This window comes from Sphingomonas sp. IC081, from assembly GCF_006874585.1.
In the GTDB taxonomy this organism is placed as follows: domain Bacteria; phylum Pseudomonadota; class Alphaproteobacteria; order Sphingomonadales; family Sphingomonadaceae; genus Novosphingobium.
On the sequence record NZ_CP029761.1, the window covers coordinates 628,645 to 643,379 of the forward strand.

9 protein-coding genes are annotated in these 14,735 nt (G+C 68.5%); 7 read left to right on the plus strand and 2 right to left on the minus strand.

Features of this window, described 5'->3' with window-relative positions; all coding sequences use genetic code 11:
- The first annotated feature begins 1 nt into the window (after position 1).
- Genes DM450_RS03155 through virB11 form a run of 6 tightly spaced genes read left to right on the plus strand, consistent with a single transcriptional unit; the run spans position 2 to position 7,103 of the window.
- Positions 2–283, plus strand: coding sequence for a type IV secretion system protein VirB3 (locus tag DM450_RS03155; protein WP_142632556.1), 282 nt, complete (start codon positions 2–4; stop codon positions 281–283).
- 37 nt (positions 284–320) lie between these two features.
- A complete protein-coding gene (locus tag DM450_RS03160) occupies positions 321–2,750 on the plus strand; it encodes a VirB4 family type IV secretion/conjugal transfer ATPase (protein WP_142632557.1) in 2,430 nt (809 codons plus the stop codon).
- Between the two features lie 5 nt (positions 2,751–2,755).
- Complete coding sequence (locus DM450_RS03165) at positions 2,756–4,066, plus strand: type IV secretion system protein (RefSeq protein WP_142632558.1); 1,311 nt, start codon at positions 2,756–2,758, stop codon at positions 4,064–4,066.
- Positions 4,066–4,920: a TrbG/VirB9 family P-type conjugative transfer protein gene (locus DM450_RS03170; RefSeq protein ID WP_142632559.1), complete on the plus strand. Its 855-nt coding sequence runs from the start codon at positions 4,066–4,068 to the stop codon at positions 4,918–4,920. Before DM450_RS03165 ends, DM450_RS03170 begins: the two co-directional genes overlap by 1 nt.
- A 2-nt stretch (positions 4,921–4,922) precedes the next feature.
- The gene (locus DM450_RS03175; RefSeq protein WP_142632560.1) at positions 4,923–6,014 is read left to right on the plus strand and encodes a TrbI/VirB10 family protein; all 1,092 of its coding nucleotides are present in this window, start codon (positions 4,923–4,925) and stop codon (positions 6,012–6,014) included.
- An 18-nt stretch (positions 6,015–6,032) separates the two neighbouring features.
- The gene (virB11, locus tag DM450_RS03180) at positions 6,033–7,103 is read left to right on the plus strand and encodes a P-type DNA transfer ATPase VirB11 (protein ID WP_142632561.1); all 1,071 of its coding nucleotides are present in this window, start codon (positions 6,033–6,035) and stop codon (positions 7,101–7,103) included.
- Positions 7,104–7,230: 127 nt separating this feature from the next.
- Here virB11 and DM450_RS03185 read toward each other — a convergent pair whose 3' ends face one another.
- Complete coding sequence (locus DM450_RS03185) at positions 7,231–8,712, minus strand: Ppx/GppA family phosphatase (RefSeq protein ID WP_142632562.1); 1,482 nt, start codon at positions 8,710–8,712, stop codon at positions 7,231–7,233.
- A gap of 86 nt (positions 8,713–8,798) precedes the next feature.
- On the minus strand, positions 8,799–10,967 hold the full coding sequence (locus tag DM450_RS03190; protein ID WP_142632563.1) for an RNA degradosome polyphosphate kinase: 2,169 nt from the start codon (positions 10,965–10,967) through the stop codon (positions 8,799–8,801).
- 375 nt (positions 10,968–11,342) lie between these two features.
- Between DM450_RS03190 and DM450_RS03195 the strand changes: the two genes are divergently transcribed.
- Positions 11,343–14,732, plus strand: a complete 3,390-nt coding sequence (locus tag DM450_RS03195) for a DUF2126 domain-containing protein (RefSeq protein WP_142632564.1) — start codon at positions 11,343–11,345, stop codon at positions 14,730–14,732.
- Positions 14,733–14,735: the final 3 nt, after the last annotated feature.

Below are 14,735 nucleotides of genomic sequence, written 5' to 3' on the forward strand. Positions count from 1 at the left end.
CATGAGCCTCGCGCGCTTCCCGGTGCACCGCGCGCTCACCCGCCCGCAGATGTTCGCGGGGGTGACCTTCACCTTCTTTATCATCAACGGCCTGGTGACGACGGAAGCCTTCCTCATCACCAAGAGCTTCTGGGCGCTGCCGGTGGCGCTGCTGGTGCATGGCATCGGCTACGTCGCCTGCCTGCGCGAGCCGCGGATCTTCGACCTCTGGCTCGCCAAGGTCAGCAAGTGCCCGCGCGTGCCGAACTGGCAGCGTTGGGGCTGCAACAGCTATTCGCCCTGAGCGGGCGCGCCAAGCAAACGGCGGGGGAAGCGACAAGATGTCCGGGAACAGAAAGTCCGTGCTGAAGGGCTGGGGTGCCAAGGAAGCCATGGTGGGCGACCGGCTTCCCTACCAGTCCTTCGTCGACGAGAACGTCGTGCTGCTGCGCGACGGGTCGGTCATGCTCTCGCTGGTGGTGCCGGGCCTTGCCTTCGAGACCGCCGACAGCGAGGAACTGAACGCCCACGTCGCCACCCGCGAAGTGCTGCTGCGCTCCTCGCTCGACGCGCGCTTCGTGCTGTACCACCACGTGATCCGCCGCCGGGTGGAGATCGCGATGGACGGCCAGTTCGACGATCCGCTGGCCGCCCATATCGATGCCCGCTGGAAGGCGCGCACGGGGTCCGGCGCGCTGTTCGTCAACGACCAGTTCATCACCCTGGTCCGCCGCCCCGCGCGCGGCAAGGCGGGCTGGGCCGACAAGCTGTCCCGGTTCATGAAGAATAGCGGCAAGGCACCCGCCGAAGCCGATGTCTCCGACGTGCGCGCCTTGCGCGCGGCGGCGACGGCGATGGTCGCCTCGCTCGGTTCCTACGGCGCGCGTATCCTCGGCGACTACGAGGGCGGGGCGGGCAACTGCTCGGAAGTGCTGGAACTGGTCTCGGCGCTCTACAACGGCGAGATGCGCCCGGTGCGCCGCCCGGTGGAGGGCACCGACCTTGGCCACATGCTGCCCTATCGCCGGATCAGCTTCGGCATGGACGCGCTGGAACTGCGCGGCGCCGAAGGTTCGGGCTTTGCCTCGCTGGTCAGCCTCAAGGACTATCCCGATTCGACCTCGCCGGGCCTCACCGACGCCTTGCTGCGCCTGCCCGCCGAACTGGTCCTGACCGAGACTTATGCCCCCTGCGACCGCCAGATCGCGCGTGAACGCATCGACCTGGCGATCCGCCGCCTGCGCTCGGCGGATGAAGAGGCGATGGCCGAGCGCCGTGAAATGAGCGCCGCGCGCGATGCCCTCGGCACCGGCGCGGTCGGTTTCGGCGACCATCATCTGTCGGTGCTGGTGCGCTCGCCCACGCTTGAAGGGCTGGACGAGGTGACCGCCTCCTGCGCCGCCGCGCTGGCCGATGCCGGGGCCGTCGCGGTGCGCGAGGACGTCAACATGGAGCCCGGCTTCTGGGGCCAGTTCCCCGGCAACGAGGCCTACATCGTGCGCCGCGCGCTGATTTCCAGCGCCAACATGGCCTGTTTCGGCTCGCTCCACGGCTTTGCGATGGGGCAGGCGAGCGGCAACCACTGGGGCGATGCGGTGACGCTGCTCGCCACCACCAGCGCGACGCCGTTCTTCTTCAACTTCCATCAGGGCGATCTCGGTAACTTCACCGTCATCGGTCCGTCGGGTTCGGGCAAGACGGTGGTCATGAACTTCCTCGCCGCGCAGGCGCAGAAGTTCTCACCCCGCACAGTCCTGTTCGACAAGGATCGCGGCGCCGAAGTGTTCCTGCGCGGCATCGGCGGTACCTACAGCCGCGTCGCCGCCGGGCATCCGACCGGCTTCAACCCGCTCTCGCTGCCCGACACCGCCGCCAACCGCGCCTTCCTGCGCGACTGGCTGGGCGTGCTGCTGGAAGCCAAGGGGCCCGAGGAACTGGCGACGATCGCCGGCGCGGTCGACGCGGCCTACCACAACGATCCCTCGCTGCGCCGCCTCTCGCATTTCCGCGAACTGCTGGCCGGTGCGCGCCGCCCGGAACCGGGCGACCTCGCCTCGCGCCTCGACGCGTGGCTTCAGGGCGGCGAACATGGCTGGCTGTTCGACAACCAGCATGACCGGCTCGACCTCTCGGCCCGCGTGCTGGGCTTCGACATGACCGCGCTGCTGGAAAGCCCGCGCCTGCGCACGCCGGTCATGATGTACCTGTTCCACCGCATCGACGAGCGCCTCGACGGCGAGCCGACGATGATCCTCATCGACGAGGGCTGGAAGGCGCTCGACGACGAAGTCTTCGCCGCGCGTATCCGCGACTGGCTGAAGACGCTGCGCAAGCGCAACGCGCTGGTCGGTTTCGCCACCCAGTCGGCACGCGACGCGCTCGACAGCAAGATCGCCACCGCGCTGGTCGAACAGACCGCGACGATGGTGTTCATGCCCAATGCCCGCGCCCGCCATGAGGACTATTGCGAGGGCTTTGGCCTCTCGCAGCACGAACTCGACGTCATCAAGACGCTGCCCGCGCACTCGCGCTGCTTCCTGATCCGCCAGTCGGACGCCTCGGTGGTGGTGCGCCTCGATCTTTCGGGCATGCCCGAAGTGCTCACCGTGCTGTCGGGCCGCGAGAGCACCGTGCGCAAGCTCGACCAGCTTCGCGAACGCTACGGTGACGAGCCTTCGGCGTGGTATCCGCTGCTCACCGGCCTCCAGTGGCCCAACGACCAATGGGGCGAGCAGGACGAGGATGCCGCCTGGGGCCAGGCGGCGGAGTAAGGCGGATGAGCGCCGCCTGCGAACAACTGACCGAACTGGCCTCCCAGGGCGTTGCCCCGGCGCTGCGCGCGGTGGACTGCGTCTCGAACGAGATGGCGGCGGCCGCGTTCGGGCGCCTGTTCGGCGCCGGCGGGGCGATGGGGCCGGTCCTCATCCTCGTGCTGACGCTCTACATCGCGTTTCTTGGCTTCTCGCTGCTGTCCGGGCGCTCCAGCCTCAGCGTCTCGGCGCTGACGCCGCGCATGCTGACGATCGGCTTCGTGCTGACTTTCGCGACCAGCTGGATGGCTTACCAGAGCGTGGTGTGGAACCTCGCCATCGGCGGCCCGGACTGGATCGCGGGCGCGGTGATGGGCGCCAGGGGATCGGCCACGCAGATCTTCGGTGACCGCATCGACATCGTTTTCAACGCCATTGCCGAAGCCTCTCAGGCTGCCGGGCAGGGCGGCGGTGAAGCGGCCCAGGGGGCGGCTGAAGGCGCTGCCGCCGGAGCCGGGGCCGGGGCGGTCAAGGCCGCAGCGGCGGCCGGCGGCGCGGGGCTGTTCTCGCCCGACAGCGTGATGTGGATGGGCGCGCTGATGCTGCTGCTCGGCACGGTGGGCGTGCTGCTCACCGCGCGCATCGCGCTGGGCGTGCTGGTCGCGCTCGGGCCGATCTTTGTGGTCATGGGCCTGTTCGGCGGCACCCGCGGGCTGACCGCGGGCTGGCTGCGCGGTGTCGTGCTGACGGCGCTGACGCCGCTGTTCGTGGTGCTGGGCGGCGGGATCACGCTGGAACTGCTGGTGCCGATCGTCTCCTCGCTGGTCCAGGGCGCGCAGCTGGGCGAGATCGACGGGCGCGCGGCCATGGCGCTGTTTGTCGTCGCCGCCGTGCATCTGGCGCTGATGGGCATGATGCTCAAGGTTTCCGCCACGCTGGTGTCCGGCTGGCGGGTGTTTGGCCTTGCCGACGGCGAGCGTTCGCGCGGACGCGGCGACAGTGCCTCGCAGGCCGCGCCGCCGCCGCCTTCGGTGCAGGTGCAGCCATTTGCGACTTCCGCTGCGCAAGGCCGCGCGCCTGCCGTCTCTGCCGCCAGCGCGGCGGCCATGGCGGCTTCGGGCGGCGGCGCGGGTGCGGCAACGCATTCAAGCGAACGGCGAACCGTGGTAACCCAGGTCTCGGGCGGCGGAATCGAGCCGCTGGGACACAGCCATGCCTCGCGGGCGCGCGGCATCGGCAGCCGGTTCCGCAGTGCATCGAACGACAGCGGGCGCCCGGCGTCCCACCCCAACGCGACCCAGAACACCGCATCGAAGCCGGTGAAGGAGAATTCGTGATGTTCCGCAGCAAGGCCCAAATTCGTGGAGTCTCCCTCGCTGTGACCGCCATTCCCGCGCTGCTGATGCTCGCCTCGCCCGCACTGGCGGACGAGCGCCTGGTCGAGCGTCCGTTCGCCGACAACCAGGTGGTGCGGATCGACGGCAAGGCCGGGGTCCAGGCGACCATCGCCTTCGGCAAGGGCGAATCGATCGAGAACGTGGCGGTCGGCGATTCGCAGACCTGGCAGATCACCCCCAACAAGCGCGCCGACCTGCTGTTCGTGAAGCCGCTGGAAGCCAGCGCGCGTACCAACATGACGGTGGTGACCAACCGCCACACCTATTTCTTCGACCTGGTCGCCTCGGCCAAGGCGCGGCCGCTCTACATGCTGCGCTTCACCTACAAGGACGAACCGGCCGAGACCGCGCCCGCCATTCCGGGGGCGGCGCTGGCAGGTCTCGAACCGTCCGAGCGCGCGATCGCCGAGGGTGATGCGATGGCGATGCCCGCCGATCCGGCAGCGCTCAACTTCGCGTGGAAACGCACCGGCGCGCCCAGGCTGCTGCCCGCGCGTGTCTATGACGACGGGCTTTCCACTTATCTGCTCTGGCCGGAAAACACTGCCGTGCCCGCCATTCTCGTGCAGAACGAGAAGGGTGAGGAAGGCCCGGTGAACTACGCCGTGCGCGGCCAGACGATCGTGGTGGCCGAAGTGCCCCGGCTCATCATCCTGCGCTCGGGCAAGGCCAGCGCCACGCTGGAAAACAACCGCAGCGATGCGGCGCCGGCCGCTGCTGCCGCACCGGCTGCTCCCGCGGCAGCGGTCGCTGCCAATACTGCTTCCACGCCTGCTCCGGCCAAGGGGAACTGACCATGGCGCCCAATTCCTCGATGCGCGAAAAGATCGCTGCCGATGCCGCCGCCGACCCGCGTGACGGGCAGGGCGCCGAGGTCATCGATCTTACCACCCGCAACGTCCTGCCGCGCGTCACCCAGCGCAAGAAGGCCGACGGGCTGGGGCTCGCGGCCGGGATCGTGTTCGTGATGGCACTGGGCGGACTGACGCTGTGGTCGATGGATTCGGTGCGCACGTCGCCGGTTGCAGGGGTTGAACCCACGCCGCCCGCCGCTGCTCCGCAGGCCGCCGCCATCGCGCCCGCTCCCGCCGTGCCCGCGCCCGCGCCGGTCGCCGCGCCCGCCGCCGCCCCGCTGCCCGCCCCGGCGCCCGCGCCGGTGCTGGCCGCCGCGCCGGGCGCTGCGCCTGCCGCCAATCCTTACGCCAGCCCGACCGTGGTTTTCGACGTCGGCGCCGGACCGGCGCCGGCCGGGCTTGCCGGACCTGCCGGTGAAGCCAAGGGCGGCGGCAACGCCAACGACGATTTCGCCGCGCGCGTGGGCGGCACCGGCTCCACCGCCTCGGCGACCCGCAACTTCGATCCCGCCACCACGGTCACGCAGGGCACGCTGATCCCGGCGGTGCTGGAAACCGCCATCGATACCGACGTGCCCGGCTACGTGCGCGCCATCGTCTCCACCGACGTGCGCAGTTTCGACGGCAAGCGCGTGCTCATCCCGCGCTCCTCGCGCCTGATCGGCCAGTACAAGAGCGGCCTCACGGCGGGGCAGAAGCGCGCCTACGTGATCTGGAGCCGGTTGATCCGCCCGGACGGCGTCTCGGTGAACCTCGGCTCGCCCGCCGTTGCCTTCGGCGGCGAGACCGGCCTTGCGGGCAAGGTCAACAGCCACTTCTTCGAGCGTTTCGGCTCGGCCATGCTGCTTTCCGTCGTCGGCGGCCTCTCGACCATCGTGTCGAGCGGGTCGAGCGTGGTGGTCGGCGGCGGCCAGTCGGCGGCCGCGGCGGCGATCCAGCAGAACGGCAGTGTCGGCCCGACCATCCGCGTGCGCCAGGGCGAGCCGATCCGCGTGTTCACCGCCAAGGACCTCGACTTCAGCCAGGCGCAATGATCGGTGAAGATTGGATCGATGGCGGACGTTCTTTCCCTTCAGGCCCTGCCTGCCGCACCCCTGCCTGCCACCCCCATGTTTGACGCATCCATGTCTGACGGGGGCGCGCAAGGCGCGCAGCGCAGCGTCTATCTCGACGCCTACCTCGCGCCGCTGCGGCCCTGGCTCGACAAGGAGACGGTGACCGAGATTCTCGTCAACCGGCCGGGCGAGGTGTGGATCGAGGATGCGGCGCTTTCCGGCATGCAGCGCGTGGCCTTGCCCGCGCTCGACAACCGCCTGCTCCAGCGCCTTGCCGAACAGGTCGCGCGGATCAGCCACCAGGGCATCAACCGCGAGCATCCGCTGCTCTCCGCCACGCTGTCCGGTTATGGTGGCGGGCAGGGTAGCGGGGCGCGCATCCAGCTGGTCGGCCCGCCCGCCACGCGGTCCGACTGGGCCATGGCGATCCGCCGCCACCGCCTGCTCGAACTGCCGCTCGACGCCTATGACCGGGGGCCGATCACCCCGCCGGTCGAAGAACCGACGCCCGATCCGATGGCCGAGCCCATCGCCTTCCTGCGCGACGCCATCCGCCGCCGCCGCACGATCCTGATCTCGGGCGGCACCTCGACCGGCAAGACCACCTTCCTCAATGCCATGCTCGGCGAAATCCCCGGGCACGAGCGCGTGGTGCTGGTGGAGGACACCGCCGAACTGCATCTGCCGGGCGCCAACGGCGTGGGCCTGATCGCGGTGAAGGGCGAACTGGGCGAGGCGAAAGTCTCCGCCAACGACCTCCTCCAAGCGGCGCTGCGCCTGCGGCCCGACCGCATCGTGCTGGGCGAACTGCGCGGCGGCGAGACCGTGTCGTTCCTGCGCGCGATCAACACCGGCCATCCGGGCTCGTTCTCGACCGTCCACGCGAATACCCCGCGCGGCGCGCTGGAGCAGATCGCGCTGATGTCGATGCAGACAGGATTGGGGCTGACGCGCGCGGAGACGCTGGAATATGCGGCCTCGGTGATCGATATCGTCGTGCAGCTTGACCGGCGGGACGGGAAGCGCGGGATCAGCCAGATTGCCGAGAGTGCGACTTTGGTAGGGTAAAAGAAACAGGCAAGTCCTGGGGGATGATCCCCCAGACCCTCGAAACGTCTTCGTCGCGCCCAGCCTATCCGTCGTGCGCTCCTTGCGGCGCAGGGGGGCTATGCTCCCCTGCTTTTACTCTTCCCCCTTAATCGACGATCGCGAGTCCCGCCGCATCGCGCACCTCGCACTCCAGCCCGAGCCAATCGGCCAAGGCCTTGTGATCCTTGGCGACGCCGGGGCTGTAGAGCGGGCGCATCACTTCGCAGAGCGTCAGCACCAGCGCGCCGTCCTCGATCCGCAGCGAGGTCTGCGACAGGCCGGACTGCGAGCAGCCGGTCAGGCGGCGGCAGAGGCGCACCGCGAGGCCCCAGCCGATCGCGCGGTCGAGGTCTTCCTTCGAGGCGAGGCGGGCGAAGGCGTCGGGCACCTCGGTCTTGCCGGAATTGGCAAAGACGGTCATCGCCATCATCGCGCGGCCGTGCATGTCGAGGCCGATCCAGCGCTTGCGCAGGGCCCAGGTCATCGCCTCTTCGGTGCGCAGGTTCGGTTCGGTGCGCATCGCGGCGAGCGCGAGCAGGCCGGAGGCCTGGCGCAGCTGGCGGTCCTGCGGTTCCTCGCGGCAGACGGCAGCGGTCCATCTGGCAAGGGCGACGGCATCGTCCGCCGTCACGCGGGCACTGGCGGAAAAGGCGGCGACGCTGGCCAGCATCGGGTCCTCGGCCTGCACCTCGGCATCGAGCTGGGCGTGAAGCAGGCCTTCGCGCAGGCCCCAGGAGGAGAACACCAGCTTGGACGGTTTGAGGCGGGTGATGACTTCGGCCATCAGCGCGGCGGCATCGGGCAGCGAGGCGAGGCGCGAGGCGGACGTGCGCGAATCGACGTCGCCCAGCTTGCCCCTGGCGAATTCGCGGGCGAGGTCGAGCGCCTGCGAGGCGGGCAGTTCGAAGCCGTGGGGATCGTCCACCGGCCAGTCGAGCACACGCATGGCCTGAAGCGCGAGCGCGCGCCAGGACCCGCCGACGATGTAGAGCGGCAGGCCCTTGCCCTGTTCCCATCCGGCCCGCTTGAGGCCGTCGCGCACGGTGTCGGCAAAGGCGGCCGGTCCCCTGGCGCGCAAGTCCGGCAGCCGCAGGGTGCCGAGCGGCAGGGTAACGCCGTGCCAGCTTTCGCCATCGGCGATCTCGACGAGTTCGAGGCTGCCGCCGCCAAGGTCGGCGGCAACGCCGCGGGCGCCGGGGAAGGCGGCGATCACGCCGGTGGCGCTGGCGCGGGCTTCTTCCTCGCCGGTGAGCAGGCGGGGGTGGAGGCCGAGGGCCCGGACCGCGTCCAGGAACTCGGGGCCGTTCGTTGCATCGCGCGCGGCGGCGGTGGCCACGCATTCGACGTTTTTCACCTCGAACAGGCGCAGCAGGCCGGCGAAGCGGCCGAGCGCGATGAGCGCGCTGCGGATGCCCTTTTCGGCGATCGCGCCGGTCTTGCCGAGGTCGCGGCCCAGCCGGGCGCTCACCTTTTCGTTGAGGATGACGACGGGCGCGCGGGGCGGCCCGTTGTAGATCACCAGACGCACGGTGTTCGAACCGATGTCGATGATCGCGCGCTTTTCGCTCTTGAGGCTGATGCCGATCATAGGAAAACCAGGCTGATGCCGATCATAGGGGGTCTTTGGTCGATTGCCTCTCGAGCCCGAGACTCGGGCCAATTGCCCCCCTTATGTCAGATGTTGCCTCGTCTTAGCGAGAGCTTTGGCACTTTTCGTCCACTGGCAAGCGACGCGCCGCGTCCTGAGAGCGACGGGTTGGTCATGAAATAGCGGTGGAGATTGAAGGGGTTGTCCACTTCTCCCACCCGGTCGTAGCTGCCGTCGGGGTGGAGCACCCAGGACTGTTCGGTGTCGAGCAGATTGGCCAGCATGACCTGGTCGAGCACCTGGTCGTGCACGGTCTTGTTGGTGATCGGCACCATGACCTCGACCCGGCGGTCGAGATTGCGGCTCATCGCGTCGGCCGAGGTGATGTAGACCTTGGCCTTGCGGTTGGGCAGGTCCGCGCCGTTGGCGAAGGCCCAGATGCGGCAGTGTTCGAGGAAGCGGCCGATCACCGACTTCACAGTGATGTTTTCCGACAGTCCGGTGATGCCGGGGCGCAGGCAGCAGATGCCGCGCACGACGAGTTCGATGTCGACGCCCGCCTCGCTGGCGGCATAGAGCTTGTCGATGAGGCCGGGGTCGGTCAGCGAGTTCATCTTGGCCCAGATCTGCGCGGGCTTGCCGGCGCGGGCATTGGCGATCTCGCCGTCGATGTTGGTGTAGAGCGTGGAGCGCAGCGAAATGGGCGAGATCGACAGGCACTCGGTGCCCTTGGGCTCGACATAGCCGGTGATGAAGTTGAACAGGCGGCCGACGTCGCGCCCCATCGCCGGATCGGCGGTGAAGTAGGACAAGTCGGTATACACGCGCGCGGTGATCGGGTGGTAGTTGCCGGTGCCGAAGTGGCAGTAGGTGCGATAGCCGTCGCCCTCGCGCCGCACCACCATCGAGGTCTTGGCGTGGGTCTTCCAGTCCACGAAACCGTAGATCACCTGAACGCCCGCGCGTTCGAGCTGGCTGGCCCAGAGCAGGTTCTGCTCCTCGTCGAAGCGGGCTTTCAGTTCGACCACCGCGGTCACCGACTTGCCCTGTTCGGCCGCGCCGATGAGGGCGGAGATGATCGCCGACTGCTTGCCGGCGCGGTAGAGCGTCTGCTTGATCGCGATCACGTCCGGGTCGCGCGCGGCCTGGCGCAGGAAGTCGATCACCACCTCGAAGCTTTCGTAGGGGTGCTGGACAACGATGTCCTTCTCGCGGATGGCGGCGAAGATGTCGCCGTCATGCTCGAGGATGCGTTCGGGATAGCGGGGGGTATAGGGCTCGAACTTCAGTTCCGGGCGGTCCTCGTCGCAGATCGTCGACAGGCCGGAGAAGCCGATCAGCCCCTCGGTCTTCATGATCAGCGCCTTATCGAGCCCGAGCTGGTTGCGCAGCAGCTCCTCGGCGGCCGGGTCGAACTTGCCCTGCAGCTGGAGCACGATGACAAGGCCGCGGCGGCGGCGCTGGATCGCGGTGCGGTAGTAGCGCACCAGGTCCTCGGCATCTTCCTCGATCTCGATGTCGCTGTCGCGCAGGATGCGGAACACGCCGTGGCCGTGCAGCGTGAAGCCGGGGAACAGTTCGTCCGCGTTGCGGCAGATCACGTCCTCGATCGAGATCCACGCCGCCTGCTCTCCGGGAATGCGCACGAAGCGGGGCAGCGGGGCGGGGATCAGCACCATTTCCATGACCGGCGCGTCATCCGCCACGCGGGTCAGCGAGAACAGGATGCCGATGCCCTGGTTGGCGACGAAGGGGAACGGATGCGCCGGGTCGATCGCCTGCGGGGTGATCACCGCCATGACGTGTTCGAGGAAGTAGTTGCGCAGCCAGGCCTGCTGCTCGGCATCGAGCGGTTCCTCGCCCACCACCCGGATGCCTTCCCCGGCCAGCTGGACCTTGAGGTCCGCCCAGGTTTCCTGCTGGATCGCCTCGAGTTGCAGCACCTTTTCATGGGTGATGGCGATGGCCTGCGAGGGGGTGAGGCCGTCCATCGAGATTTCCTCGATCTGGCGGCGCACCTGCCCGGCGATGCCGGCGACGCGCACCATCAGGAACTCGTCGATGTTGCTGCCCGAGATCGAGAGGAACCGCAGCCGTTCCAGCAGCGGGTAATGGGGATTGCTCGCTTCGGCGAGAACACGCTCGTTGAAGGCCAGCCAGCTCTGCTCGCGGTTGAAGTAGCGGTTGGGCAGGGTGGCGAGGTCGGTCACCGGGCTGCGTTCACCGGGGGCCGTGTCTTCGTGAATGTCCAGCATGTCCTACGTCTTCGTTCGAGCGAGTCATGGGCGCCATGCACCCCTTGGACCCCCTTGCATGCCATGATGTCACTTTTGCTGCAATTGTGGGGGCTTCTTGCGCAATCTATCAAGTTCCGGCGGCAAGATCCCGTTTGAAAAATGCCCGCAGGGCATTTTTGCGCGGCACCGGCCCGCTCCCCCACCCGACCACCCACGAGTGTATCCTGATGGGTGGTCGGCCCCCTCAGCGAAAAGGTCCCCCGGACCCTTTCGTGTTCTTCGGGACGGGAGCGGGCCGGTGCCGCGCAATTCGCATCGCGAATTTTCAAACTGAATCCAGGACCAATGGAAGATCATTGCAGTGCAGCATAGATTCGCGCACAGTCACGGCCGATGATCAAGGCGGCTCTCCACCATCTCACGCGCTACCGTTACTCCCGGCGGGTGCGCCTCGGTCCCCAGGTGATACGGCTGCGCCCCGCGCCGCATAGCCGCACGGCGGTCCCCAACTATTCGCTGAAGATCAGCCCGCCCGAGCATTTCCTCAACTGGCAGCAGGACCCGCACGGCAACTGGCAGGCACGGGTGGTGTTCCCCGACCCGGTCGATCATTTCTCGATCGAGGTGGACCTCCTGGCCGAACTCGCCGTCATCAACCCCTTCGACTTCTTCGTCGAGCCCGAGGCGGAGACCTATCCCTTCGCCTATTCGGAGAGCATGAAGGCGGACCTTGCCGCCTATTTCGAGCTGGAAGAGCAGGGCCCGCTGTTTGAGGAACTGGTCGCCCAGCATGCCGGATACGAAGGCCGCACGGTCGATTTCCTGGTCGACATCAACAGCCGCCTGCAGCAGCGCATCGGCTATGTGATCCGCATGGAGACCGGGGTGATGACCCCGGAAGAGACGCTGGCGGTGGGCATCGGCTCCTGCCGCGATTCGGCCTGGCTGCTGGTGCAGCTGCTGCGCCGCCTCGGCTTCGCGGCGCGGTTCGTCTCGGGCTATTCGATCCAGCTGGTGGCCGACGTCATTCCCAAGGACGGCCCCAAGGGCGTGCTGGAGGACGTGACCGACCTGCACGCCTGGGCCGAGGCCTATGTACCCGGCGCGGGCTGGATCGCGCTTGACGCCACTTCGGGCATGTTTGCGGGCGAGGGGCACATTCCGCTCTGCGCCGCGCCGCACTATCGCTCCGCCACCCCGATCGAGGGCATGGCCGAGCCTGCCGAAGTCGATTTCCATTTCGAGATGGACGTCTCGCGCATTGCCGAGGCGGTGCGGATCACCAAGCCCTTCACCGAGGAACGCTGGCAGGCGCTGCTGGACCTTGGCGACAGGGTGGACGCCGATCTTGTGGCGGCGGGCGCCAATCTCACCATGGGCGGCGAGCCGACCTTCATCGCCGACGGCGATTTCGAGGCGCCCGAGTGGAACGGCGCGGCGGTCGGCCCCACCAAGGCGGCCTATGCCGACACGCTGATCCGCCTGCTGCGCGCGAAGTTCGCGCCGGGTTCGCTGCTCCACCACGGGCAGGGCAAGTGGTATCCGGGCGAGACGCTGCCGCGCTGGGGCTATTCGATCTACTGGCGCGGGGACGGCGTGCCGATCTGGCGCGACGAGAGCCTGATCGCCGGCGAGAAGCCGCTGGAAAAGGGCGGCGATCCCGATCCGGTGCCGTCGATCGATGCCGCCGCCGCCGATGCGCTGCTGCGCGACACCGCGCTCAATCTCGGGCTGGCGGAGGAATTCGTGCAGCCGGTGTTCGAGGATGCCGACTGGTGGAAGTTCCGCGAGGAGCAGCTGCCGGTCAACACCGTGCCCGAAGATTCGCATATCGACGACGAGGAACTGGCCCGCCGCTTCCGCCGCGTCTACCGGCGCGGGCTGGAAAAGCCGACCGGCTTTGTCCTGCCGGTGCAGCGCTGGAACGCCTCGGTAAGCCAGGCGCCGCGCTGGAAGAGCGAAGTCTGGCGGGTGCGGCGCGGGGTGCTGACGGCGGTTTCGGGCGATTCCGCGCTCGGTTACCGCCTGCCGCTGGGCGCGCTGCCCTATGTGCCGCCTTCGGCCTATCCCTATATCCACCCGCGCGACACGGCCGAACCGCGCGAGCCGCTCGCCGATTACCGCGAGCAGGTGACCGCGCGCGGGTCCGAGACCCGGCTTTCGGGCAGCAACGAGGCGCAGCGGACCGAATATGTCCGTGCGGCCGGCAGCGGCGCGGCGGGGGAGCGCGTCGAGCAGCACCTGATCGAAGGCGCGGTGCGCACCGCGCTGACGGTGGAGCCTCGCGGCGATTACCTGGCCGTGTTCATCCCGCCGACCGAGCGGCTGGAGGACTATCTCGAACTCGTCGCCGCCGTCGAGGCGGTCGCCGCCGGGCAGCGCGTTCCGGTGCGGATCGAGGGCTATCCGCCGCCGCCCGATCCGCGCCTGCACGTGCTGAAAGTCACCCCCGATCCCGGCGTGATCGAAGTCAACATCCACCCCTCCGCCTCGTGGCGCGAGACGGTGGAGATCACCGAGACGCTTTACGATGCCGCGCGCGAGGTGGGGCTGACGGCGGACAAGTTCATGGTCGATGGCCGCTCGATCGGCACTGGCGGGGGCAACCATATCGTGCTGGGCGGGCCCAGCCTGCTCGACAGTCCGTTCATCCGCCGCCCGGACCTGCTGAAGAGCTTCGTCACCTACTGGCAGCGCCATCCCTCGCTCAGCTACCTGTTTTCCGGCCTGTTTATCGGCCCGACCAGCCAGGCCCCGCGCATCGACGAGGCGCGCCACGATGCGCTCTACGAGCTGGAAATCGCGCTGTCCCAGGTTCCCAATCCATTTGCAGGGGGGGGCGAGCATGCGCAACCGGCGCCGTGGGTGGTGGACCGCCTGTTCCGCAACCTGCTGGTCGACGTCACCGGCAATACGCACCGCACCGAAATCTGCATCGACAAGCTGTTCAGCCCCGATGGGCCGACCGGCCGCCTCGGCCTTGTCGAGTTTCGCGGCTTCGAGATGCCGCCGGATGCCAAGATGAGCCTTGCCCAGCAATTGCTGCTGCGCGCGCTCACGGCGTGGTTCTGGAAGGAGCCGCAGTCCGGGCCGCTGGTGCGCTGGGGCACGCAATTGCATGACAGGTTCATGCTCGGCCATTTCGTCTGGGCGGACTTCCTGGACGTGCTGGGCGATCTTGCCCGCGCCGGATACCGCTTCGACCCGGCATGGTTCGAGGCGCAGCGCATGTTCCGCTTCCCGGTCCACGGCGAGGTCGAGGGCGGCGGCGTGACGCTGGAAATCAGCCATGCGCTGGAGCCGTGGAACGTCTTGGGCGAAACCGGGGCGATCGGCGGCACCGTGCGCTATGTCGACAGTTCGACCGAGCGCCTGCAGGTGCGGGCCAGCGGGCTGGTCGCCGGGCGCCATGTGATCTCGTGCAACGGGCGGCGGGTGCCGCTGACGATGACCGGGCCGGGCGAAGGCGTCGGCGGCGTGCGCTACAAGGCCTGGGCGCCGGCCGAGTGCCTGCACCCGATGCTGGCGGCCCATGCGCCGCTCACCTTCGACATCATGGACTTGTGGAACGGCCGTTCGCTGGGCGGCTGCGTCTACCATGTCGCCCATCCCGGCGGCCGCCATTACGACGACGTGCCGATCAACGGTTATGAGGCCGAGGCGCGGCGCAAGGCGCGGTTCCAGCCGCACGGCCATTCGCCCGGGCCGATGCCGGCCCCGCCCGAGGAAGTGCCGGGCGAGTTCCCCTATTCGCTCGACTTGCGCCGCCCGGTCGGGGCATGATGA

What these genes read in the sequence shown, in the direction of transcription:
- DM450_RS03155 (WP_142632556.1), top strand. Translation starts at nt 2, where the DNA reads ATGAGCCTCGCGCGCTTCCCGGTGCACCGCGCGCTCACCCGCCCGCAG.
- DM450_RS03160 (WP_142632557.1), top strand. Translation starts at nt 321, where the DNA reads ATGTCCGGGAACAGAAAGTCCGTGCTGAAGGGCTGGGGTGCCAAGGAA.
- DM450_RS03165 (WP_142632558.1), top strand. Translation starts at nt 2,756, where the DNA reads ATGAGCGCCGCCTGCGAACAACTGACCGAACTGGCCTCCCAGGGCGTT.
- DM450_RS03170 (WP_142632559.1), top strand. Translation starts at nt 4,066, where the DNA reads ATGTTCCGCAGCAAGGCCCAAATTCGTGGAGTCTCCCTCGCTGTGACC.
- DM450_RS03175 (WP_142632560.1), top strand. Translation starts at nt 4,923, where the DNA reads ATGGCGCCCAATTCCTCGATGCGCGAAAAGATCGCTGCCGATGCCGCC.
- virB11 (WP_142632561.1), top strand. Translation starts at nt 6,033, where the DNA reads ATGGCGGACGTTCTTTCCCTTCAGGCCCTGCCTGCCGCACCCCTGCCT.
- DM450_RS03185 (WP_142632562.1), bottom strand. Translation starts at nt 8,712, where the DNA reads ATGATCGGCATCAGCCTCAAGAGCGAAAAGCGCGCGATCATCGACATC.
- DM450_RS03190 (WP_142632563.1), bottom strand. Translation starts at nt 10,967, where the DNA reads ATGCTGGACATTCACGAAGACACGGCCCCCGGTGAACGCAGCCCGGTG.
- DM450_RS03195 (WP_142632564.1), top strand. Translation starts at nt 11,343, where the DNA reads ATGATCAAGGCGGCTCTCCACCATCTCACGCGCTACCGTTACTCCCGG.